The following is a 21,265-nucleotide window of genomic DNA, read 5'->3' as shown; positions in this document are numbered from 1 at the left end:
AACTCGCCGTCTGGCCTGCCCGGCGCGACCTTGTCGTTGACATTGCGCGCCCGGGCACGCCTGAACCGGCCCATCCGGGAATAACGGATGGAGTTGGGGCTCCTACCTCTTCAGCGCGATGCTCATGCCGCTGAGGTCGGCGTTGACCTGCAGGCCCACCTGCCGGCCGGTGAGCTCGAGCTGGGCGCCCTTGTCATTGGTCATGACGATCACCTGGGCGCCTCTGCCGAGCGCGCCGCCGCCGCCGGCCGCGCCGTAGACGCCCGTCACATCGCTGGCGCGTCGGATGTGGCGCACCCTGCCCTGAAAATAGGTCTTGGATGCGCCGAAGGCCAGGCCGCCCGAGATGCCACCGATCGAGATCGGATAGCGTTTGCCATGGAAGGTCAGCGTGCCTTCCCCGCCGGAGCCGCCGATGAAGAAGGCTGCCTTATAGACGGAGAAGCGGATCGTGCCGCTGTCGGCATGAGCGGCGCTGGCAACGCTGACGCTGGCGGCAGCAATGGCCGCAACCGCGACTGAACGGAACCTGGACGAAATCTTCATGATGGAGAACTCCTCAAGCATCGCCGCTTACCCAGCCGGCCGGGGAATATCAGCTTCAAAAGTATAGCTGAACCCTCTTGCCCCTCCATTGGTTCCAAGCACGCGGCCCGAAATCCGGCAGTCACAAAATGCTGAGCGAGGAGGCAAAAGCCGATGAGAAGTACATGCGTATGCTGGCTGGTGGAGCTGAGGGGGATCGAACCCCTGACCTCATCATTGCGAACGATGCGCTCTCCCAGCTGAGCTACAGCCCCGTTCCAGCGGATCGGCTTGTATCGGTCGCGGCCGTTTCATGTCAAGGCGAAAGACCGGCAGGCGACGAGCACGCTGACTGGTAGGCCTTGCCCACCAGTCAAGCCCGCGGGCCTTGCCCGCACGCCAAGCAATGGCTACATGTCGGCGACAATTTGGAGACCGGCATGATCGCCCTTATTCAGACCATCGTCATGGCGCTTGATATCTACTGGTGGATCATCATCGCCTCGGCGATCTTTTCCTGGCTCTACGCCTTCAATGTCGTCAATTCGCGCAACCAGTTCGTCGGCAGCGTGGGCAACATGCTCTACCGGCTGACCGATCCGGCATTGCGCCCGATCCGCCGCTTCATGCCCGATCTCGGCGGCATCGACATTTCGCCGATCATCCTGCTTCTGATCATCTTCTTCATCCGGCAGTTCCTGGTCACCACCGTCTGGTCCTGGGTCGTGACCGGCGGCTGATGAGCACGCCGTTTCGGCAGGGCGAGAACGGCATCGACCTCTTCGTGCGGCTTACGCCGAAAGCGGCGCTCGACCGGATCGACGGCGTCGAGACCGCTGCCGACGGGCGCAGTCATCTTAAGGCCCGCGTCCGCGCCGTGCCGGAGAACGGCGCCGCCAATCAAGCGCTGGAACGGATGATGGCGAAGGCGCTGGGTGTTCCAGTGTCGGCCGTTTCCCTGGTCGCCGGCGGCACATCGCGGCTGAAGAAGCTGCGGATCGTGGGGGATGGGGCCGAGCTGGCGAAAAGCGTCGAGGCTCTTTCTAAGCAATCGAAGATCTGAGACGCAGGCGGGACGGCGCCCCCCTCTGTCCTGCCGGACATCTCCCTCGCTTGGCTACGCTATGCACACATCTTCTGTGACTGGCGCGACTGATCAGGCCAAGGCTTGATTGCCACGTGGTTCCCCCAATCCGTCGCTGCTTCGCAGCGCCACCTTCCCCCCTCCGGAGGGAAAGGAACGGAGCGTTGCTGGACGAGCATTGACGGCAAAAGGCTTGGCGCCTTTCCTCTACCCCGTCGATCGGGGGAGAGGTGGCTCGGCGAAGCCGAGACGGAGTGGGGGTCGACCAGCGCTACATGAGGGGCGCGGAAGCTGCCAATCGGGAAGATGCCCGGGGGGCAGAGGGGGCGCGAAGGATCGCCAACTTCGGCGGCGCAAGCCGCTGCAACCGCTCAATCGCCCAGCGGCAATTTCGGATCGTCCACCTTCAGCGTGTTCACGCTCTGCTTGATGCGGCGCAGGTTCTCCAGCACTTTCGGCCCGCGCGCTTCCGCCACCGTGGTGGCGATCATGTCGAGGATGGCGAGCAGTGCGTAGCGCGACGAGGTCGGCTTGTAGATGTTGCCGTCCTCGACGGACTGCAGAAGGATGACCGTGTCGGCGACCTTGGCCAGGGCCGAATCCGGCGCGGTGATGGCAACGGTCGCCGCACCATATTGCTGCGCAACCTCGACCGCCTCGATCACCGAGCGCGCATAGCCCGAGACGGAGAAGGCAAGCAGCGTCGTCTCGGGCGTCGCGACGGCGGCATACATGCGCTGCAGCTGGCCGTCGGTCTGGGCGAGCGCCGAGAGGCCCAGCCGGAACAGCCGGTTCTGCATCTCGGTCGCCATCATCGAGGAGATGCCGCCTGAGCCGATGCACAGCACATTGCCGGAGCTCGCAATCCGGGCGGCGACGTCCATCACCGTCGTCATGTCGAGATTTTCGCTGGCGCGCTGGATGGCGGCGATCGCCGCCTCGGTGATCGCCGAGGCGATGCGCTGCTCGCGCGCGTCGCGGCTGAGCGGCTCCGGCGACAGATACTGGCCGCCGATGGCGATCGCCTGCGCCAGGTAGAATTTGAAATCGCGCAGGCCCTCGCAGCCGAGATTGCGGCAGAAGCGGGTGACGGTCGGCTCGCTGACGCCGACGCGCGCGGCGATCTCCGAGATCGCGGCCTTCGAGGCGAAATCGAGATCGGAAAGCACCAGTCCGGCCAGCCGGCGGTCCGACTTGGTGCCGTCCTGCGATATCAATTGCAGGCGGGTGATGATGTCGGCCGGGGTCTTCATGTCATCATCTCACAGCGGCAGGCCCGTCGCCTTGTCGAAGAGGTGGATGTTGCGCGGGTCGACGCTCACCGGCAGCCGGTCGCCGGGCTTCACCTGCAGCCGGTCGCGGAACACCGCGCGCACCGTGTCGTCGCCGACCGAGCCATAGACATGCGTTTCCGAACCGGTCGGCTCGACGACGTCGACCTTGATGGCGAGGGCATCGTCGCCGGCGCCGACGAGGAAGTGCTCGGGCCGGATGCCGGCCTCGACCATCTCACTGCCGGACATAGCCTTGCCCGGGAGCGCCAGGCGGCCGCCGCCTGTCGTCTCGAACCAGGACTTGGCTCCGGCGGTCTTCAGCGCGCCGGAGACGAAGCTCATCGAAGGCGAGCCGATGAAGGCGGCGACGAATTTGTTGGCAGGCCGGTCATAGAGCTCCAGCGGCTGCCCGACCTGCTGGATGCGGCCGCGATCCATGACCACGATGCGGTCGGCCATGGTCATGGCCTCGATCTGGTCGTGGGTAACGTAGACGATGGTCGATTTCAGCCGCTGGTGCAGCGCCTTGATCTCGGTGCGCATCTGCACGCGCAGCTGCGCGTCGAGATTTGAAAGCGGCTCGTCGAACAGGAACACCGAAGGCTCGCGCACGATGGCGCGGCCCATGGCGACGCGCTGGCGCTGGCCGCCGGACAATTGCCTCGGATAGCGGTCGAGATAGGAAAAGAGGTTCAGCACGCCCGAGGCCTTCTTGACCTTGTCATCGATCGCGGCGCGATTCTCGCCGCGGATCTTCGGGCCGAAGCCGATATTTTCCGAAGCCTTCAGATGCGGAAACAGCGCGTAGGACTGAAACACCATGGCGATGTTGCGTTTCTGCGGCGGCAGGTCATTGGCGCGCATGCCACCGATGACGAGGTCGCCGGAGGTGATCGTCTCCAGCCCTGCCAGCATGCGCAGCAAAGTGGACTTGCCGCAGCCGGACGGGCCGACCAGCACGACGAACTCGCCGGTCCGGATGTCGAGGTCGATGTCCTCGAGGATTTTGTGCTGGCCATAGGATTTCGACAGGTTGCGGAACTGGACGTCGGTCATGGTCACGCTCCCAATATGTCGTCGATGAAAGGCAGGTAGCCGGCTGTCAGTCCCGCGTCCACGGGCACCACGGCACCTGTTATGCCGGAAGCGCGCTCGGAGGCAAGGAAGGCGACGGCCTCCGCCACTTCCGACGCGTTGACGATGCGGCCGAGCGGATAGAGCCGCTTCAGCCGGCCTAAGATCTCGGGGTCCTTGGCCAGGCGATGGTCCCAGGCGGCGGTGCGGATCGAGCCCGGACAGACGACATTGGCACGCAACCCGCTGCGGCCGAGCTCGACGGCGATGGATTTGGCGTAGGCGTTGATGCCGGCCTTGGCCGCCGCATAGGCCGGATTGCCGAAATGCGAAATCGCGTTGACGGAGGAGATGAAGACGACGCTGCCCGACCCGCGCTTGGACATCGCCTTGATGAGCGGATCGGCGAAGGTCATCACGCCGGTCAAATTGAGGCCGAGCTCCTCTTCGATCTTGTCCGCCGTCAGCGCCTTCAAGGTCTCGGCGCGCGTCCAGCCGGCATTGTTGATCAGGATGTCGGGAACGCCGTCCTTGTCGAGCAGCGCGGGTATCGCCGCTTCGATCGAGGCCCGGTCGAGCAGGTTGAAGACATGGCGCGACGCGATATGCGGGCTGGCCAGAGCTTCCACCGACTGGTCGCAGCCGACGACGCGCGCGCCGCGCTCGGCTATGAGCTCGACGATCGCCGAACCGAGGCCGCCGCCGGCGCCGGTGACGACAACGGTTCTGCCCTCGAAATCGGCCTTTGATACCACGATGCGCGCTCCTCCGCCGTGCCAGACAGCGACGGAACGCTATCCAACAAAATGTAATTTAGCAACATGATAAACTGCTTGCATTGGGCATAACCCTCGATAATGTAGGAAAGTAACATAAATCCTGTGCCTCTAGGCCAGGCGCGAATGCGCATCAATGGGAGAGAGCAGATGAGCCTTGCGAAATGGACTGTCGGCCTGTTGGCCGGAATGAGCATGCTGGCTTTTGCGGCACCTGCCGGTGCCGGCGAGGTGCGCGTCACCGTCGCCGAGTACAGCGCCAAGACCGGCCCCTATTTCGAGGAGGTCAAGAAGGAGTTCGAGGCGGCCAATCCCGGCATCACCATCAAGTATGAAGTGGTGCCCTGGGACGTGCTCCTGCAGAAGCTCACCACCGACATCACCGCCGGCACCAATGCCGATCTTTCGATCATCGGCACGCGCTGGCTGATCGATTTCGTGCAGCAGGGTGTCGCCGAGCCGCTCGACAGCTACATCAAGCCGGAGTTCAAGGACCGCTTCATCGACACCTTCCTGCAGCCCTCGATCATGGACGGCCACACCTACGGCCTGCCGATCGCGGCTTCGGCCCGCGCCATGTATTACAACAAGGAGCTGTTCGAGAAGGCAGGCATCGCCAAGCCGCCGGCCACCTGGGCCGAACTGCAGGAGGACGCGCGCAAGATCAAGGCTCAAGGCGCCTTCGGCTACGGCCTGCAAGGCAAGGAGATCGAAACCGACGTCTATTACTACTATGCGATGTGGTCCTTCGGCACCGAGATCCTCAACAAGGACGGTACATCCGGCTTGAGCACGCCGGGCGCGCTCGAGGCCGCCAAGCTCTACAAGTCGATGATCGACGAGGGCCTGACGGAACCGGGTGTCACCTCCAACAACCGTGAGGACGTGCAGAACCTGTTCAAGCAGGGCAAGGTCGGCATGATGATCACTGCGCCCTTCCTGTCCAACCAGATCAAGGAAGAGGCGCCGAAGCTGAAATACGGCGTCGCCGCCATCCCCGCCGGACCGACCGGTGCGCGCGGCACCTATGGCGTCACAGACTCCATCATCATGTTCAAGAACTCCAAGAATAAGGACGAGGCCTGGAAGCTGCTCGACTTCCTGTTCACCAAGGAGCAGCGCGCCAAGTTCACGCAAGGCGAGGGCTTCCTGCCGGTGAACAAGGAAGAGGCGAAGATGGAATATTACGTCAACAACGCCGACCTCGCCGCCTTCACCGCGCTTCTGCCCGACGCCCGCTTCGCGCCGGTCATCCCGGGCTGGGAAGAGATCGCCCAGATCACGTCGGACGCCATGCAGAAGATCTATCTCGGCAGCGCCACGCCGGAAGCGGCCCTGAAGGAGGCCGCCGACAAGGCCAACGCCGTCCTGAAGAAGAAATAGGGCGTATCTCCCTGCGCCCGTGGCGCGCTCCACCCGTCGGAGCGCGCCACACCTTTGGGAACCTACGTCGGCGCCGCCCCAGCCAGCCTCCTTCCTCTCCCTCCGGAGGGGGGAGAGGTGGCTCGGCGAAGCCGAGACGGAGTGGGGGAACCACCTGGCAACCGCCGCGAACGGACATACGAAGGGCACTCGGCGCAAGCATCGCCTGCCTTGCGCCAAGGGTCGACCCCCACTCCGTCGAGCTTCGCTCGACACCTCTCCCCCGATCGACGGGGGAGAGGAAGGGGCTCTTCCGCAACTGCCGCGGAGGACAGGCAGACAGGTGAGGGGCGGCGCCTGGAAGGAATTCGAAACTGAGCGCCTGGCAAGACAGATGAGAATTGGCACCCCCTCGAAGCCGCGCAACGCGATACAAACCAGCCGATGCAAAATCGTTTCCTGCCCTATCTGCTGACGCTGCCCAGCCTATTCCTGGCGGCGGTGGTGATCTTCTGGCCGGTCTGGGACCTGATCCAGATCTCGACGCATGACGTCAACCGCTTCGGTCAGTTGCGCGAGTTCAGCGGTCTCGCCAATTTCGCGGCGCTCGCCGCCGATCCCGATTTTGTCGCCGCGCTCTGGCGCACCGCGTTGTGGACGGTGCTGGTCGTCGGCGGCGCGCTGCTTTTGTCGATCCCGGTGGCGATCATCCTCAATACGGACTTCTACGGCCGCGGCCTCGCCCGCGTCATCATCATGCTGCCCTGGGCGGTGTCGCTGACCATGACCGCGGTGGTCTGGCGCTGGGCGCTCAACGGCGAGAGTGGCATGCTGAATTCGGCGCTGATGAAGCTCGGCCTGATCAGCCAGAACATCCAGTGGCTGGCCAGCGCCGAAACCGCCTTCCCGATGCAGGTGCTGATCGGCATATTGGTGACGGTACCGTTCACCACCACGATCTTCCTCGGCGGCCTGTCCTCGATCCCCGACGATCTCTATGAGGCGGCAGCACTCGAGGGCGCGACGCCCTTGCAGCAGTTCCGCGAGATCACCTTTCCGCTCCTGAAGCCGTTCATCAACATCGCGATCGTGCTCAACACCATCTATGTCTTCAACTCCTTCCCGATCATCTGGGTGATGACACAAGGGGGGCCGGCGAACTCGACCGACATATTGGTGACCCATCTCTACAAGCTCGCCTTCCGCATCGGCAGGCTGGGCGAGGCTTCCGCCGTGTCGCTGGTGATGTTCGCGATCCTGCTCGTCTTCACCATGATCTATGTGCGCCTCGCCATGCGGGAGCAGCGGGCATGAACAGCAAGATGAAACGCACCATCATCGCCTGGCTGCTGCTTGCACCGTTGGTCGCGGTGACGATCTTCCCCTTCGCCGTGATGTTTCTCACCGCCGTCAAGCCGCGCACGGAGGTGCTGACGCCCACCTGGTGGCCGAGCGAGTTCCGCTGGTCGAATTTCGCCGACATGTGGGTAGCAACCGGCTTCGGCCAGGCGCTGCTCAACTCGCTCTATGTCTCGGCGCTGGCGACAATCGGCGCGATCCTGATCTCGGTGCCGGCCGCCTACGCCATGTCGCGCTTCCGCTTCGGCGGCTATGGCGCCTTTCGCCAGTTCCTTTTGATCTCGCAGATGATATCGCCGATCGTGCTGGTGCTTGGCCTGTTCCGGCTGATGGCGGCCTGGGGCCTGGTGGAGAGCACCACCGCGCTCGGCTTCATCTACATGGCCTTCAACGTCGCCTTCACGGTCTGGATGCTGCAGAGCTATTTCGACACAATCCCGCGCGACCTCGAGGAGGCCGCCTGGATGGAAGGCGCCGGGCGCTGGCTCACCCTGCGTAAAGTGTTCCTGCCGCTCTGCCTGCCGGCGATCGCGGTGACGGCGATCTTCACCTTCATCAACGCCTGGAACGAGTTCGTCGTGGCGCTCACCATGCTGCGCAGCCAGGAAAGCTACACGCTGCCGATCCAGGTTTTCTCGCTGGTCGCCGGCCGCTATACGATCGAATGGCACCATGTCATGGCGGCCACGTTGCTGGCGACACTGCCGGTGGCGATCCTCTTCATCTGGCTGCAGCGCTATCTCGTGCGCGGATTAGCGCTCGGGGCGGTCAAATAGCTATCCCCGCAATTCCAGGAAAAGTGCGCAGCGGTTTTCCGTCCGGAATTGCGAAAAACAAAAGGTCATCACGGAGCCTTCATGCGCATCTTCACCGCCTCGCTGGCGACGGAAACCAACACCTTCTCGCCGGTGCCGACCGACCGGGCTTCCTTCGAGATGGCCTTCTATGCCGGCCCCGGAAAACATCCGGAGACGCCGACGCTCTGCTCCTCGCCGATCGTGGCGCTGCGCAAGCGCGCCGCGAAGGAAGGGCTGACCGTCATCGAAGGCACTGCCACCTGGGCCGAGCCCGGCGGCCTGGTGCAACGGCAGACCTATGAAGCGCTGCGCGACGAGATCCTCGATCAGCTCAAGGCCGCCTTGCCGGTCGATGCGGTGATCCTGGGATTGCATGGCGCCATGGTGGCGCAAGGCTATGACGATTGCGAAGGCGATCTCCTGGAGCGCGTGCGCGCCATCGTCGGGCCGAAAGTGGTGATTGCCTCGGAGTTCGATCCGCACAGCCATTTGACGCCGAAACGCGTCGCAGCTTGCGACATCATGGCCTATTTCCTCGAATTCCCGCACACCGATTTCTACGAGCGCGGCGAGCATGTCGTCGAGCTCGGCCTTGCCGCGGCGCGCGGCGAGATCAAGCCGGTGATCTCGACCTTCGACTGCCACATGATCCAGGTGCTGCCGACCAGCCGCGAGCCGATGCGTTCATTCGTTGACAAGATCAAGGCGCTGCATGGCAAGGACGGCGTGCTGTCGGTCTCGGTCATCCACGGCTTCATGGCGGCCGACGTGCCCGAAATGGGCACGCGCATCCTGGTCGTGACCGACAATGACAAGGCAAAGGGCGACAGGCTCGCCGAGACGCTCGGGCGCGAGCTCTATGACCTGCGCGAGAAGACCGCCATGACGATGCTGTCAGCATCCGCCGGCATCGAGCAGGCACTAGCCGTGCGCGCCGAGCGCAAGGACAAACCCGTCGTGATCGCCGACATCTGGGACAATCCGGGCGGCGGCGTGCCGGGCGACGGCACCATTGTGCTGCGCGAGCTGCTTTCGCGTGGTGTGACCAAGGTCGGCGTGGCGACGATCTGGGACCCGATCGCCGTGACCTTCTGCCATGCGGCCGGCGAAGGCGCGGTTATCGACCTGCGCTTCGGCGGCAAGGCCGGCCCCCAGGCCGGCGAGCCGATCGATGCCCGCGTCAGGGTGCTGAAGACAACCAACGAAGGTTGGCAGAGCTTCGGGCCGAGCCGCGTGACGCTGGGGCCATCGGCGGTGGTGCGCATCGAAGGCACCGAGGTCGACGTCATCTTGAACACCAACCGCACCCAGACCTTCGAGCCCGATATCTTTTCCAACATCGGCATCGATCCGTTGTCGAAGGATGTCCTGCTGATCAAATCGACGAACCATTTCTACGCCGGCTTCGCGCCGATCGCCGCCGAGATCATCTATGTCGCCGCGCCGAGTTCCTACCCGAGCAATCCGGCGGTGACGGATTATACCAAGCTGACGCGGCCGATCTGGCCGAGAGTGGCTGATCCTTGGCGCGCTTCCCCTTCTCCCCTTGTGGGAGAAGGTGGCCGCGAAGCGGCCGGATGAGGGGTGTTCCAGCGGAGTGAGGCGCTGGCGTTCCCTGGAACACCCCTCATCCGTCTCGGCGCTTGCGCGCCGATCCACCTTCTCCCACAGGGGGAGAAGGAAAAAGGCGCTACACCAGCCCCCGCTTCACCATCATCGCCTCAGGCGACGGCATTTTCCCCCGGAATGCCGTGTAAAGCTCCTCCGGATCCTTCGAGCCGCCGGCGGCATAGATGTTCTTCCGAAGCCGCTCGGCGAGTTCCGGATTGAAGGCGTCACCCGTCTCCTCGAAAGCCGAGAAGGCGTCGGCGTCGAGCACTTCCGACCACATGTAGGAATAATAGCCGGCTGAATATCCGTCGCCGGCGAAGACATGGCCGAAATGCGGGGTGCGGTGGCGCATCGCGATCGTGTCGGGCATATGCAGCTTCGCCAGCGTTTCAGCCTCGTATCGAAGCGGCTCCGCCGGCGCGTCAGGTCGCGCATGATAGGCCATGTCGATCAGCGCCGAAGCGGTGAACTCGACCGTGGCGAAACCGGCGCCGAAGGTGCGAGCGGCGAGCATCTTGTCGAGCAACGCCTTCGGCATCGGCTTGCCCGTCTTGACGTGCAGCGCATGCTTTTCCAGCACCGCCGGCACCGTCAGCCAGTGCTCATAGAGCTGCGAGGGCAGTTCGACGAAGTCGCGGCTGACCGAAGTGCCGGAGACCGACGGCCAGGTGACGTCGGTCAGCATCCCGTGCAGCGCATGGCCGAACTCGTGGAACAGCGTCTTCGCCTCGTCGACCGACAGAAGCGCCGCCTCGCCGGCCGGCGGCTTGGCGAAATTCATGATGTTGTAGATCACCGGCTTGGCGCCCGGGCCAAGCTTATAGCCCGACCGCAGCGCGCTCATCCAGGCGCCGGAGCGTTTTGAGGGCCGCGCGAAATAATCGGCGAGGAACAGGCCGCGTTCGCTGCCGTCCGCATTCTTCACCACGAAAACACGCGCATCGGGATGCCAGGCTGTAATGCCCTTCTTTTCCTCGAAGGTAATGCCGAACAGGCGTGTCGCCACATCGAAGCAGGCTCCGATGACACGTTCGAGCTGCAGGTAAGGCTTCAGCTCCGCCTCATCAAAGGCGAATTTCTCGGCACGCAGCTTCTCCTGGTAGAAGCGCCAGTCCCAGGCTGCGAACTTTTCGTTGCTGCCAGCTTCCGCCGCCAGCCGCTCCAGCTCCTTCTGATCGGCCGCGGCCTTCTCCAGCGCTTTTTCCCAAACCGGATCGAGCAGTTCGTGCACGGCCTTCGGCGTCTTTGCCATCGTGTCGTCGAGCTTCAGGGCCGCGAAAGAATCGTAGCCCAGCAGCTTCGCCTTCTCGGCGCGCAGCTTCAGCATGTCGCGCACCACATCGGAGTTGTCGAAGGCGCCGCCATTCTGGCCGCGCATGATGAAGGCTTCGAACGCGATCTCGCGCAGGTCGCGGCGCTCCGAGAAGGTCGAGAACGGCTCGTAGATCGATCGCGACAGCGTCACCGCATAGCGGCCCTTCTGGCCGCGCATCTCGGCCGCTTCCGCCATCGCGCTCTTCAAAAAGTCCGGCAGGCCGGCAAGGTCGGCCTCGTCGAGGAACAGCGCCCAGTCGCGCTCGTCGGCGAGCACGTTCTGGCCGAATTTGGTGCCGAGCGAGGAGAGTTCCTCGTTGATTGCCGCGAGCCGCTTCTTGCCGTCGGCATCGAGCTTGGCGCCCGAACGGACAAAGCCCTTCCAGGTCTTTTCCAGGACACGCAGCGTTTCGGCATCAAGCTTGAGGCTGTCGCGCCGCTGGTAGAGATCGTCGATGCGGGCAAACAGTTTTTCGTTCATCGAGATCGCCGAGAAATGCCGCGACATCTTTGGCGAAACCTCGCGCTCCATCGCCTGGATCGTGTCGTTGGTATGAGCGCCGGCGCGGCACCAGAAGATCGACGAGACACGGTCGAGCGCCTCGCCGGCAAGCTCGAGCGCGGCAAGCGTGTTCTCGACGGTCGGCATCTCGCTGTTGCCGGCGATCGCGTCGATCTCGGCCTGATGCGCCGCCAGCGCCGCGTCGAAGACCGGCCCGAAATCATTGTCGCCGATTCGCGAGAAATCCGGCAGGCCTAGCGGCCCTTGCCAGACGGTCAGCGGATGGGCGGCGAGATCGACGGTTTTGGAAGATGACATGAGCGATTCCGGTGAGTGGATGGAGGCGGGTGCCTCCGATGTAGGGCGACGTCCCACACCGCGCAACACGGCGGAGTTCAATAGCCGCTGCAATCCTGCGCCACCGCCGTCTGCGTGCTGACGACGATGCGCCCGCCAGCGATGGTAAAAGTCTCGCGCATCAGCATGTCGTTGCTGGGGAAGTCGTAGCAGGCGAGCACCGTGGTCTCGCCATTCTCGCTCTTTTCAATGCGATGACGGATCGCGGCGCCCGTCACCGCGCCCTGCCATTCGTCGATCGAGGCGATGAAATCCTGCTTGGTCTGCACGACGCCGATGTCGTCCAGCTTCATGCGCACGTCGTCGGCAAGCAATTCGGACAATTCGGTCCTGTCGGCGGCCAGCAGCGCCGAATACCAGCGATCGATGATGGCGCCGTCATCGGCGCTGGCGCGGGCGACCGTGGACATGAACAGCGCCGCCGCGAGAAAGAACCTCCACCGGCTCCGGTGCATTATCCCTCCTCACAACTCAGGCCGCTCGAAATCGCCGGTTTCCTTGTTCATCACCCACAGCTCCCCGGTCGAGATGTCGAACCATGCGCCGTAGAGCGAGAGCTTGCCCTTGCCTTCGAGGATCGAGACGCAGGGAAAGGTCCTGAGATTGGCGATCGAATAGCGGACTGAAATACGCTCCAGCGCCGTCTGACGCTCGGTCGCCGTCATCATGGTACTGGAGGCCACGGTCTCGGCGGCCGGCGCGATCAGGCTCATCCATTTGCCGATGAAGTCGCCGGGCGACAGGGGCGAGGAATTGGTGTCGAGCGCGGCACGGATGCCGCCGCAGCGGCCGTGGCCCATCACCACGATGTTCCTCACCTTCAGGCTCTGCACGGCGAATTCGAGCGCGGCCGATGTCGAGTGATATTCGCCGTCCGGCTCATAGGGCGGCACCAGATTGGCGACATTGCGCAGCACGAAGAGCTCGCCCGGCCCGGCGTCGAAGATCGCCTCCGGGGCTGAGCGGGAATCGCAGCAGGCGACGATCATCGTTTCCGGCGCCTGGCCTTCGCGCGCCAGAGAGCGATAGCGGTCGCTTTCCGAGGGATAGCGGCCGGCCATGAAGTTGCGATAGCCGGCGAGGAGGTGCTCAGGGAGGTGAGGCATGGGCGGCGTCTGGGCCCTTTCCGGGTTGGATGCGGCACGAATGTCGGTGTTCGAGCGATGTCTGCCTGAAGTCTGGGAAAGCCTCTAGCGGCAAAAGTCGGTCGCGAGCAATGCCGAATTGCGGATGAGCCCGTCGCAATCGCGATGCGGCATTCATGGCTTCGTCAGGCCCAGATGGCAACCTGAATCCCGAAACGATCGGTCAATGGCGGATCTGGAGAAGGTTTTGCCTCGCCGCCGGCGATACGCCCGGCAATCAGCATCATCGCCGCCGCGTCGAGGAAGTCGTCGCTCGCCGCGCCGCGTGGTGGCGCCTGGTCGAGAAAGGCTTTCCTGTAGCCACGCCGGCAAAGCAGCGCCTTGCGCTCCTCCATGCCGGCCGGGTTGACCGCTCCCTTGATCTTCTTCGGCAAGGCCATCGCCGTGCCGCCGTTCAGCCGGCAGAACGCCACTTCCGGATGCGATTCGAAGATGCGGCCACGCAAATCGGGCCGCGAGATCAACAGCTGATCGATCTCGCGGATTTTGGCAAAGATGCCGAAGGCCTGGATGGAAACGCCGCGCGGCGGATCCGACGTTGCCAATGCCGTCGCGCTTGCCAGCTGATGCGCCGCATACCAGGCCTCGATCGTGGTGAAGCCGCTGGTATCGGCATAGAGCGCCGCCCGCGAGGGGATGGCGAACACGCTGGATTGCCGCGCCCCGAGCAGCGGCCGCACCAGCGCTTCCGGCCCGCGACCTCCCTTGCGCGAAAAATCCGGCAGGCCGATCGGCATGTCGACGGCGATCGTTGCATCCGGCAGCGCGTCGAGCAGCGCCTGGAAGCTCGGGAAGACCGAGACCGACGGCGCGGCGTCCGCTTCGCGGTGGACGGCGATCCAGCCGGCCTTGCAGCCGTCGACGCCTGCGAGCTTCACGCCCGCTTGTCCCGCCCCGGATGCAGGAGATGGCGCAACTGCACCATGGCCATGGGGTGCGACAGGCTCTGCGCGTCGGTTTCGAGCTGCAGCTCGTCGCCGCCTCGCTTCGCCGTGCGAGCCAGAATCTCGTAGACGGCGGCGGTGGTCGATTGCAGCGCCTTGACCGGCGGCTGGCCAGAGAGAACGCGCGCCAGATAGACGGCGGCCGTCAGGTCGCCCAGCCCGTTTGGCGGCTTCTCGATCACGCGGTGCTCGGCAAGCAGCGCCTGGCTGCCGTCGAGCAGGAAATTGCCGGTGCCGCCCGCCATCATCGCGGGCGCCGAGGTCACCAGCATGGTCGAAGGGCCGGCGTGAAGCGCCGCCGCCGTCACCGCCTTGATGTCGGGCAGCGGCGCGCCCGCCATCCATTCCAGCTCATAGCGGTTGGGCGTGGCGATATCCGCGATCGGCATCAATTTGTCGCGCATGGCGGCCGCCGTCGGCTCGGGCACATAGAGCCCGCCCGAATCGCCCATCACCGGATCGCAGATGTAAAGCGCGTTCGGCGTCTTTTCCTTGACGGCGGCGACCAGCGAGGCGACTGCGTCGGCCTGGCCGGCCTCGCCGAGATAGCCCGACAGCACGGCCCGCACCTCGCCCAACCAGGGCGCGCGCTCGAGATCGGCCATCAGCGCCTTGAACTGATCGAGCGGCGGCACGATGCGCGTGGCCCGGCTGTGGCCCGGATGCCAGGGCAGGATGACGGTCGGCACCGCCCAGACCGGGAAGCCCAGCGTCTCCAGCGCGAAGACGGCGGCGCGGTTGCCGACCGAGCCGCGGGCGACATGGCTGGAGATGACGATGACCGCGCGCGGCGCGTCGACTTTTTCTGCACTCATGGAAATCTGTTCCTAGCCGCCACGCGTTGCGGCATACACCAGCCAGGCCAATAGCCCAATGGCAATGAGGAAGCCGAGCGTTCGGCCAATGCGGGTTCCCCAATATTCGATGGGATCGGTGCGGTCGGTGTCGGCGGCGGTCACGCGGTCGCGCGCATCCTTCGCCGTGCGGACGATGAACGACGCGCCGCCCGGCGCCGTCTCGCGCGCCACGCGTTCGAGGATGCGGCGCGATTCGGTCTCGTCATCCCGGCGCTCGGCCATGGCAATTGCCCTTTCCTGCCCGGACCTTAGAGCAATTCCAGGAAAAGTGCGAAGCGTTTAGACTCGGCGACTTCGCCGTAGCCTTCCGGACCGGAATGGCGTCAGACAAGACGATGAAATCCTGTTCGCTCGACTATTCACAGGGGCTCGCGCCCGAGCCGGAGCAGGCGTCATCGGCCGGACATTTTCTTACGCGTGGATTGTGGTAATGCTTCGCGCGCAACTTCTGTCGAGGGACCAATCATGATTGTCGAGCGCCTCTCACCACCTTCCCCCTTCCGCAGCCTTGCCGCCTTCCTGATGATGGCTTTCGTGCTGCCGCTGCTTGCCGGCTGCGGCTACAACACCATCCCGACCGCGGAAGAGAACGCGCATGCGGCCTGGAGCGAGGTGCTCAACCAGTATCAGCGTCGTTCCGACCTGATCCCGAATCTGGTCGAGACGGTGAAGGGCTATGCCTCGCATGAAAAGGATACGCTCGACGCGGTCGTTCAGGCGCGCGCCAAGGCAACGCAGATCACCGTGACGCCGGATACACTCAAGGATCCCGAGGCGCTGAAGAAGTTCCAGGATGCGCAGGCCGGGCTGACCAGCGCGCTGTCGCGGCTGATCGCGGTGTCGGAAGCCTATCCCGACCTCAAGGCGAACCAGAATTTTCTCGCGCTGCAAGCGCAGCTCGAAGGCACGGAGAACCGCATCGCGGTGGCGCGGCGTGACTACATCCAGGCGGTCAGGGACTATAATCTGACGCTGAAGACCTTCCCATCCGTGCTGTGGGCGACCTTTTGGTTCCGCGGCAACGAACCGTTTGCGAACTTCACCGTCGAGGAAGACAAAATGCAGGTGCCGAAGGTCGATTTCGGCACGAGCACCACCAAGCAGGGCGGGTGAGCGGCGATTTAATCGAGCCTGTCAGCTTTGCGTTCCTTCGCGCCCCCCTCTGTCCTGCCGGACATCTCCCCCTCTTGGGGGGAGATTGGACATCACGCCGGCCTTCGCCAATCTTCAGCGTGGAAGAAAGGGCGAGGTTGTCGAAACTGCCAATCTCCCCCCTTGAGGGGGAGATGTCCGGCAGGACAGAGGGGGGCGCGACAGAACGCCGGCATCGCCTTTCTTGGCTTGCTTTTTTGTCTCCTCCTCCCCCTCGCCGCCCTCGCCGCCGACCTGCCCGCTCTCACCGGCCGCGTCGTCGACAATGCCGGCATCATCGATGCCGGCACGCGCGCGTCCCTCACGCAAAAACTCGCCGACTTCGAGACAAAAGGCTCCGACCAGATCGTCGTCGCCACCATACCCAGCCTCGGCGGCGAGGAGATCGAGCCTTACGCCAACCGGCTGTTCCGCTTCTGGAAGCTCGGCCAGGCCAAGGAAAATAACGGCGTGCTGCTCTTGGTCGCGCCCAACGACCGCAAGATGCGCATCGAGGTCGGCTACGGGCTGGAAGGCACGCTGACCGACCTGCACACCAAGCTGATCATCGAGAACGACATGGTGCCGGCCTTCCGCGCCGGCGATTTCTCCGGCGGCATCACCAAGGCCGTCGACGACATGATCATGGTCCTGGAGGGCAATCCGGAGGAGCTGGAAGCGCGCGGCAAGCGCAACGAGCAGGCGCCGTTCAATTCAGACGACCTGTTCTTCGCCATCTTCATCACCATCTGGGCGCTGATCTTCTTTGGCGGCATCGCGATGACGGTGCTGCCGCCGATCTTCGGCCAGAAGATCGGACCGGGCCGCTATCGCTGGCTGGGCATGACTTTCGATCAGAACCGGCGCTCTTCCTCGGGCGGCTGGTCGTCCGGGGGCGGTGGCTGGTCCTCGGGCGGCGGCGGTGGCGGGTTTTCCGGCGGCGGCGGCTCGTCCGGCGGCGGCGGCTCTTCGGGAAGCTGGTGAGGCATCATGGCAACGCGACCGATCAGCGCCGAGGACCATGACCGCATCGCCGAGGCGATCCGCGCCGCCGAGTTGAAGACCGACGGCGAGATCTACTGCGTCGTCGCTCGGGCCAGCGACGGCTACTTCTTTCCGGCCGCGTTCACGACGACGATCGGCGTGTTCGTCGCCAGCCTTGCCGTCGCCTATGGGCTGGAGGCATGGTGGCTGTCCATACGGCTGCCGCATTTCGTGCTGGCGCAAGCGCTGGCGCTGACCTCGGCGCTCGTTTTGCTCTGGTTCCTGCCCACCTTGCGCATTCATTTCGTGCCGAGAAGGCTGCGCTATCAGGCGGCGCACGCCAATGCGATAAAGCAGTTCCTGGCCCGCAACGTCCACCGCACGAGCGCGCGCACCGGCGTGCTCATCTTCGTCTCCGTTGCCGAGCGCTATGCCGAGGTCGTCGCCGATTCCGGTATCGACGCCAAGGTCGGCCAGCATGTCTGGGACGGCGTGGTGGGCGATCTGACCAGACATGCCGGCGACGACCGGCTGGCCGACGGCTTCGTCAAGGCTATCGGCACGGTTGGCGCGGTGCTCGCCGAGCATTTCCCGGTCACCGAAGGCGACGCCAACGAACTCGACGATCATCTCGTCGAAATCTGACTAGTTCCCGTATTGGGATCTTGACCGGTCGGCTCTGTTGCGTCGGCAGGCGACACGCCTTGGAGATTGGCCGAAACGCCCATCGCGATCGTCATTCTAGGCCGGAGCAGGAGCGGAGCTCCGTCGCGAAGACCCTAGAATCCATGCCGTTACCTTCGCCACAGCGTGCAACGGAGCAGAATTCTGCGCCGTGGCAACGCCTTAAGGTCACGGCATGGATTTCTAGGGTCTGCGCCGCGTCGCTTCGCTCCTTGCTCCGCCATAGAATGACGAGGTTGGGCGGCTTCAGCCAATCTCCGGCGTTTGCGCTGATTTTACGGAAATGAACGCCTCGTCGGCGCACCCACCTTTCGCCTGTGCGAAAGCGAGGAGGCGTGTTGGCGGACTCTTTGCAATCGGGCGAGGCGGGTTTATGGTTAACCAATCATGAACACGCTGACGATCGACATCCGGAAGGCAGAGCCGCGCGACGCGAGCGCCATCGCCGAGGTGCACCAGCAAGCCTGGCGCGGCGCCTATTCGGGCATCATCCCGCACCGCACGTTGACTTCGATGATCAACCGTCGCGGCGTCGACTGGTGGGCCAACGCGATTCGCCGCGCCGCCACCGTGCTGGTGGTCGAGATCGGCGGAACGGTCGCCGGCTACGCCACGATCGGCAAGAACCGCGCCCGCGAGCTCAGGCAGCAGGGTGAGATCTACGAGCTCTATCTTCGTCCGGAATATCAGGGCATCGGGCTCGGCAGCCGGCTGTTCAAGGCGGCCAAGGCCCGGCTCGCCGACCACGGCCTGCGCGGCCTCGTGGTCTGGGCGCTGGAGGACAATCACAACGCCTTGGCCTTCTACGCCGGCAATGGCGGCCGCGATATCGCCGAAGGCGTCGAGGTCTTCGAGCAGAAGGCGCTCAAGAAAGTGGCTTTCGTCTGGAATGACTGACGTCGCCTAGGTTACAATCCATCACAAACTGTGCGCTTCCATTGGCGTTCAGTGCCATTCGCCGCATTGCACCATGACGTTTCGCCCGCTATCGGTCTTGCAATCGAGAGAGGGATTTAGCCATGCGTATCGAAGCCGTGCCCACAGGAAAGAACCCGCCTGAGGACGTCAACGTCATCATCGAGGTGCCGATCGGCGGCGAGCCGATCAAATACGAAATGGACAAGGAGGCCGGCACCCTGTTCGTCGACCGCTTCCTGCACACCTCGATGCGCTATCCCGGCAATTACGGCTTCGTGCCGCACACGCTGTCGGGCGACGGCGACCCGATCGACGTTCTGGTCTGCAACACCCGGGCGCTGGTGCCGGGCTGCGTCATCAATGTACGGCCGATCGGCGTCTTGATCATGGAAGACAATGCCGGCCAGGACGAGAAGGTGATCGCCGTTCCCTCGCCCAAGCTGACGCTGCGCTACGAGAACGTCACCGAATATACGCATCTGCCCGAGATCACGCGCCAGCAGGTGCAGCACTTCTTCGAGCACTACAAGGATCTCGAGCCCGGCAAATGGGTCAAGATCGAGGGCTGGCACGATTCCAAATATGCCAAGAAGATGATCGTCGACGCGATCGCGCGGGCCAAGACAGCCAAATAAGACTACCGAACGGCCTTCTCGCCGCCGGCCGCCGTGATCACCCCGACGATGATCAGCCCGGTCAGCACCAGCCGCACGCCGGCGCTGACGCCGAACGTGTTGAGCATGGTGAGCAGGAGCACCAGGAACAGGCCGGCGCCCCAGACGCCCGGCACATTGGCCTTGCCGCCGGCGACCGAGGTGCCGCCGATGACCACGACCGCGATCGAGGCGAGCAGGTATTCGTTGCCGATATCGACATTGGCGCCGCGGAAATAGCCGGCAAGCAGCGCCCCGTCGATGCCGCCCAGCGCGCCGCACAGCGTGTAGGTGAGGAAGCGGATGCGGCCGACATGGACGCCGGCGAGCCATGCGGCGCGGATGTTCTGGCCGATCGCCAGCACCGAGCGGCCGTAGATCATGCGCTGCAGCGCCAGCGCGGCGCCGATGGTGAAGACGACCGTCAGCATCGCCAGCACCGGAATGCCCAGCACCTGCCAGTTGGTGAAGTCGGCAAAGCCCGGCGGCGGCTTGATCTGCAGGCCGCGGCCGTAGCTGATGTCGACCGACTGGATGATGAAGCTCGCCGACAGCGTCGCGATGATCGGCGGGATGCGCAGCGCCCAGATCAATAGATAGTTGATCGCGCCGATCGCGGCGCCGCAGGCAAGTGCGGCAAGCAGACCGACGAGGATCATGGCGTCGCTGCCGCCCATCACCTTCATGGCGACCGCGCTTGCCAGCCCGATATTGGATGGCAGCGACAGGTCGACATTGCCGGGTCCCAGCGTGATAACGAACATCTGGCCGACGCCGACGATGACGGTGAAGACGGCGAGCGACAGCGCTGCCGTGACCATGCCGCCGGCGCCGTAGCCGCCGGTGAAGGCAATCGTTGCCAGCCAGACGACGACCGCGCCGACGAAGGACCAGATCCAGGGCTTTTCAAGCAGCGTCCGCACCGAGGTCATCGCTCACCGCTCCCTGCGGCTGATCAGCACCCGCGCCGCCAGGACGATGATCAGGATCGCTCCGTTGGCGGCCACCTGCCAGTCGGGCGGGATGTGCATGAAGGTCAAGAGCGGCGAGGCGGCCAAGGCCAGCGTCAGCGCGCCGAGGACGGCGCCGATCGGCGACACCCGGCCGCCGACGAACTCGCCGCCGCCGAGGATGACGCCGGCGATCGAGAGCAGCGTATAGCCATTGCCGATATTGGCGTCGGCCGACGTGGTGATGCCGATCAGCGCCATGCCGGACAGAACGCCGAACAGGCCGGTCAACGCGAACAGCACGACCTTGGTCTTGAGCAGCGACCAGCCGGCGCGCCTCAGCGCCGCGGCATTGCCGCCTGAGCCGCGCAGGATGACGCCGTAGGACGTGCGCATCAGGCCGAAATGCACGACCGCGGCGATCAGCAGCGCGGCAAGGATCGGGAACGGAATGTAGGGCGGCTTGAACGACAGGATCGACAGCAGCCAGTCCGGCGCCTTGCCGCCGGGCTTGGGGAGGATCAGGATCGCAAGCCCCTGCCAGACGAAGCTCATGCCGAGCGTCACCACGATTGAAGGCAAATTGCGCAGGTGGATCAGCGCGCCGAGCAATGCATAGACGCCGATCGAGCCCATGAGCACGAGAATGCCGAGGAGCGGCGCGTCCCGCAGCCATGTCGCGGTGACGCAGCCGACGAAGCCGACGAACGTCCCTATCGACAGGTCGAGCTCGTTGCCGGCGATGACGAACATCTGAGCGATCGTCGCCAGCGCGATCGGGATCGCCAGGTTGAGCATCAGATTGAAGCCGAAATAGCTGATGGCGCGCGGGTTGAGCCAGGCAATCGCAATCAGCACCAGCGCCAGCGACAAAGCCGGCAAAAGGCCGCGCAGCATGCGCGCCCGGGCGGCGCTGCCGCGCGGCGAGGCTTTCGGAACGGTGCCGGGAGCGATCGCCGTCATC

23 protein-coding genes and 1 tRNA gene are annotated in these 21,265 nt (G+C 64.4%); 11 read left to right on the top strand and 13 right to left on the bottom strand.

Features of this window, described 5'->3' with window-relative positions:
* Positions 1–102 precede the first annotated feature (102 nt).
* Positions 103–546 carry a hypothetical protein gene (locus LB538_RS26870; RefSeq protein ID WP_224531957.1) on the bottom strand — a complete coding sequence of 148 codons (444 nt, stop codon included), beginning with the start codon at positions 544–546 and terminating at the stop codon, positions 103–105.
* Positions 547–724: 178 nt separating this feature from the next.
* A tRNA-Ala gene (locus LB538_RS26865) sits at positions 725–800 on the bottom strand.
* A gap of 165 nt (positions 801–965) precedes the next feature.
* On the opposite strand from LB538_RS26865, the gene LB538_RS26860 reads away from it, so the two are divergent.
* Both LB538_RS26860 and LB538_RS26855 read left to right on the top strand, forming a co-directional pair.
* The gene (locus tag LB538_RS26860) at positions 966–1,265 is read left to right on the top strand and encodes a YggT family protein (protein ID WP_135888880.1); all 300 of its coding nucleotides are present in this window, start codon (positions 966–968) and stop codon (positions 1,263–1,265) included.
* Positions 1,265–1,588 (top strand): DUF167 family protein, encoded by a 324-nt coding sequence (locus tag LB538_RS26855; protein WP_224531955.1) that lies wholly within the window; start codon positions 1,265–1,267, stop codon positions 1,586–1,588. The genes LB538_RS26860 and LB538_RS26855 overlap by 1 nt, the downstream gene beginning before the upstream one ends.
* Positions 1,589–1,980: 392 nt before the next feature.
* On the opposite strand, the gene LB538_RS26850 is transcribed toward LB538_RS26855, so the two are convergent.
* Genes LB538_RS26850 through LB538_RS26840 form a run of 3 tightly spaced genes read right to left on the bottom strand, consistent with a single transcriptional unit; the run spans position 1,981 to position 4,712 of the window.
* Positions 1,981–2,862 (bottom strand): MurR/RpiR family transcriptional regulator, encoded by an 882-nt coding sequence (locus LB538_RS26850; protein ID WP_095770045.1) that lies wholly within the window; start codon positions 2,860–2,862, stop codon positions 1,981–1,983.
* A gap of 9 nt (positions 2,863–2,871) precedes the next feature.
* Positions 2,872–3,939 carry an ABC transporter ATP-binding protein gene (locus LB538_RS26845; RefSeq protein ID WP_224531953.1) on the bottom strand — a complete coding sequence of 356 codons (1,068 nt, stop codon included), beginning with the start codon at positions 3,937–3,939 and terminating at the stop codon, positions 2,872–2,874.
* 2 nt (positions 3,940–3,941) lie between these two features.
* On the bottom strand, positions 3,942–4,712 hold the full coding sequence (locus tag LB538_RS26840) for an SDR family NAD(P)-dependent oxidoreductase (protein ID WP_224531951.1): 771 nt from the start codon (positions 4,710–4,712) through the stop codon (positions 3,942–3,944).
* 171 nt (positions 4,713–4,883) lie between these two features.
* Here LB538_RS26840 and LB538_RS26835 point away from each other — a divergent pair, with 171 nt between their 5' ends.
* From LB538_RS26835 to LB538_RS26820, 4 genes are all read left to right on the top strand, one after another.
* Positions 4,884–6,116, top strand: a complete 1,233-nt coding sequence (locus LB538_RS26835) for an ABC transporter substrate-binding protein (RefSeq protein WP_224531949.1) — start codon at positions 4,884–4,886, stop codon at positions 6,114–6,116.
* Between the two features lie 423 nt (positions 6,117–6,539).
* Positions 6,540–7,409 carry a carbohydrate ABC transporter permease gene (locus LB538_RS26830; protein ID WP_224531947.1) on the top strand — a complete coding sequence of 290 codons (870 nt, stop codon included), beginning with the start codon at positions 6,540–6,542 and terminating at the stop codon, positions 7,407–7,409.
* Complete coding sequence (locus LB538_RS26825; RefSeq protein WP_140846456.1) at positions 7,406–8,230, top strand: carbohydrate ABC transporter permease; 825 nt, start codon at positions 7,406–7,408, stop codon at positions 8,228–8,230. The genes LB538_RS26830 and LB538_RS26825 overlap by 4 nt, the downstream gene beginning before the upstream one ends.
* Positions 8,231–8,311: 81 nt before the next feature.
* On the top strand, positions 8,312–9,832 hold the full coding sequence (locus LB538_RS26820) for a M81 family metallopeptidase (RefSeq protein WP_224531944.1): 1,521 nt from the start codon (positions 8,312–8,314) through the stop codon (positions 9,830–9,832).
* 109 nt (positions 9,833–9,941) lie between these two features.
* Here the strand turns inward: LB538_RS26820 and LB538_RS26815 are convergent, their stop codons facing one another.
* The 6 genes from LB538_RS26815 to LB538_RS26790 form a co-directional block, all read right to left on the bottom strand.
* Positions 9,942–11,996: a M3 family metallopeptidase gene (locus tag LB538_RS26815; RefSeq protein WP_224531940.1), complete on the bottom strand. Its 2,055-nt coding sequence runs from the start codon at positions 11,994–11,996 to the stop codon at positions 9,942–9,944.
* A 77-nt stretch (positions 11,997–12,073) separates the two neighbouring features.
* Positions 12,074–12,445 carry a nuclear transport factor 2 family protein gene (locus LB538_RS26810; protein WP_224531938.1) on the bottom strand — a complete coding sequence of 124 codons (372 nt, stop codon included), beginning with the start codon at positions 12,443–12,445 and terminating at the stop codon, positions 12,074–12,076.
* A gap of 54 nt (positions 12,446–12,499) precedes the next feature.
* Positions 12,500–13,141, bottom strand: coding sequence for a carbonic anhydrase (locus tag LB538_RS26805; protein WP_095769607.1), 642 nt, complete (start codon positions 13,139–13,141; stop codon positions 12,500–12,502).
* Between the two features lie 164 nt (positions 13,142–13,305).
* Positions 13,306–14,058 carry a DUF429 domain-containing protein gene (locus tag LB538_RS26800; RefSeq protein WP_224531935.1) on the bottom strand — a complete coding sequence of 251 codons (753 nt, stop codon included), beginning with the start codon at positions 14,056–14,058 and terminating at the stop codon, positions 13,306–13,308.
* Complete coding sequence (pdxY, locus tag LB538_RS26795; protein ID WP_224531934.1) at positions 14,055–14,939, bottom strand: pyridoxal kinase PdxY; 885 nt, start codon at positions 14,937–14,939, stop codon at positions 14,055–14,057. The genes LB538_RS26800 and pdxY overlap by 4 nt, the downstream gene beginning before the upstream one ends.
* A gap of 12 nt (positions 14,940–14,951) precedes the next feature.
* Complete coding sequence (locus tag LB538_RS26790) at positions 14,952–15,203, bottom strand: hypothetical protein (protein ID WP_224531933.1); 252 nt, start codon at positions 15,201–15,203, stop codon at positions 14,952–14,954.
* A gap of 243 nt (positions 15,204–15,446) precedes the next feature.
* Here LB538_RS26790 and LB538_RS26785 point away from each other — a divergent pair, with 243 nt between their 5' ends.
* The 5 genes from LB538_RS26785 to ppa all read left to right on the top strand — a co-directional run bounded on the left by LB538_RS26785 (position 15,447) and on the right by ppa (position 19,333).
* Positions 15,447–16,094, top strand: coding sequence for a LemA family protein (locus LB538_RS26785; RefSeq protein WP_224531931.1), 648 nt, complete (start codon positions 15,447–15,449; stop codon positions 16,092–16,094).
* A 162-nt stretch (positions 16,095–16,256) separates the two neighbouring features.
* Complete coding sequence (locus LB538_RS26780; RefSeq protein ID WP_263482571.1) at positions 16,257–17,096, top strand: TPM domain-containing protein; 840 nt, start codon at positions 16,257–16,259, stop codon at positions 17,094–17,096.
* A gap of 6 nt (positions 17,097–17,102) precedes the next feature.
* A complete protein-coding gene (locus LB538_RS26775; protein WP_224531930.1) occupies positions 17,103–17,741 on the top strand; it encodes a TPM domain-containing protein in 639 nt (212 codons plus the stop codon).
* 426 nt (positions 17,742–18,167) lie between these two features.
* Positions 18,168–18,677, top strand: coding sequence for a GNAT family N-acetyltransferase (locus LB538_RS26770; protein WP_040991512.1), 510 nt, complete (start codon positions 18,168–18,170; stop codon positions 18,675–18,677).
* A 122-nt stretch (positions 18,678–18,799) separates the two neighbouring features.
* Positions 18,800–19,333: an inorganic diphosphatase gene (ppa, locus tag LB538_RS26765; protein WP_095769600.1), complete on the top strand. Its 534-nt coding sequence runs from the start codon at positions 18,800–18,802 to the stop codon at positions 19,331–19,333.
* 2 nt (positions 19,334–19,335) lie between these two features.
* On the opposite strand, the gene LB538_RS26760 is transcribed toward ppa, so the two are convergent.
* A complete protein-coding gene (locus LB538_RS26760) occupies positions 19,336–20,283 on the bottom strand; it encodes an ABC transporter permease (protein WP_224531919.1) in 948 nt (315 codons plus the stop codon).
* 3 nt (positions 20,284–20,286) lie between these two features.
* On the bottom strand, positions 20,287–21,264 hold the full coding sequence (locus tag LB538_RS26755) for an ABC transporter permease (protein WP_224531917.1): 978 nt from the start codon (positions 21,262–21,264) through the stop codon (positions 20,287–20,289).
* Between the last annotated feature and the right edge of the window lies 1 nt (position 21,265).

This window comes from Mesorhizobium sp. Ca11 (genome assembly GCF_020165275.1).
Lineage (GTDB): Bacteria > Pseudomonadota > Alphaproteobacteria > Rhizobiales > Rhizobiaceae > Mesorhizobium.
The sequence above is the reverse complement of the archived record's forward strand: the minus strand, read 5'-3'. Positions and strand labels throughout refer to the sequence as shown.

Excerpts from the sequence above, each read along its gene's own strand:
- LB538_RS26870 (WP_224531957.1), bottom strand. The coding sequence starts at position 546 with ATGAAGATTTCGTCCAGGTTCCGTTCAGTCGCGGTTGCGGCCATTGCT.
- LB538_RS26860 (WP_135888880.1), top strand. The coding sequence starts at position 966 with ATGATCGCCCTTATTCAGACCATCGTCATGGCGCTTGATATCTACTGG.
- LB538_RS26855 (WP_224531955.1), top strand. The coding sequence starts at position 1,265 with ATGAGCACGCCGTTTCGGCAGGGCGAGAACGGCATCGACCTCTTCGTG.
- LB538_RS26850 (WP_095770045.1), bottom strand. The coding sequence starts at position 2,862 with ATGAAGACCCCGGCCGACATCATCACCCGCCTGCAATTGATATCGCAG.
- LB538_RS26845 (WP_224531953.1), bottom strand. The coding sequence starts at position 3,939 with ATGACCGACGTCCAGTTCCGCAACCTGTCGAAATCCTATGGCCAGCAC.
- LB538_RS26835 (WP_224531949.1), top strand. The coding sequence starts at position 4,884 with ATGAGCCTTGCGAAATGGACTGTCGGCCTGTTGGCCGGAATGAGCATG.
- LB538_RS26830 (WP_224531947.1), top strand. The coding sequence starts at position 6,540 with ATGCAAAATCGTTTCCTGCCCTATCTGCTGACGCTGCCCAGCCTATTC.
- LB538_RS26825 (WP_140846456.1), top strand. The coding sequence starts at position 7,406 with ATGAACAGCAAGATGAAACGCACCATCATCGCCTGGCTGCTGCTTGCA.
- LB538_RS26820 (WP_224531944.1), top strand. The coding sequence starts at position 8,312 with ATGCGCATCTTCACCGCCTCGCTGGCGACGGAAACCAACACCTTCTCG.
- LB538_RS26815 (WP_224531940.1), bottom strand. The coding sequence starts at position 11,996 with ATGTCATCTTCCAAAACCGTCGATCTCGCCGCCCATCCGCTGACCGTC.
- LB538_RS26810 (WP_224531938.1), bottom strand. The coding sequence starts at position 12,445 with ATGTCCACGGTCGCCCGCGCCAGCGCCGATGACGGCGCCATCATCGAT.
- LB538_RS26805 (WP_095769607.1), bottom strand. The coding sequence starts at position 13,141 with ATGCCTCACCTCCCTGAGCACCTCCTCGCCGGCTATCGCAACTTCATG.
- pdxY (WP_224531934.1), bottom strand. The coding sequence starts at position 14,939 with ATGAGTGCAGAAAAAGTCGACGCGCCGCGCGCGGTCATCGTCATCTCC.
- LB538_RS26790 (WP_224531933.1), bottom strand. The coding sequence starts at position 15,203 with ATGGCCGAGCGCCGGGATGACGAGACCGAATCGCGCCGCATCCTCGAA.
- LB538_RS26785 (WP_224531931.1), top strand. The coding sequence starts at position 15,447 with ATGATTGTCGAGCGCCTCTCACCACCTTCCCCCTTCCGCAGCCTTGCC.
- LB538_RS26775 (WP_224531930.1), top strand. The coding sequence starts at position 17,103 with ATGGCAACGCGACCGATCAGCGCCGAGGACCATGACCGCATCGCCGAG.
- LB538_RS26770 (WP_040991512.1), top strand. The coding sequence starts at position 18,168 with ATGAACACGCTGACGATCGACATCCGGAAGGCAGAGCCGCGCGACGCG.
- ppa (WP_095769600.1), top strand. The coding sequence starts at position 18,800 with ATGCGTATCGAAGCCGTGCCCACAGGAAAGAACCCGCCTGAGGACGTC.
- LB538_RS26760 (WP_224531919.1), bottom strand. The coding sequence starts at position 20,283 with ATGACCTCGGTGCGGACGCTGCTTGAAAAGCCCTGGATCTGGTCCTTC.
- LB538_RS26755 (WP_224531917.1), bottom strand. The coding sequence starts at position 21,264 with ATGACGGCGATCGCTCCCGGCACCGTTCCGAAAGCCTCGCCGCGCGGC.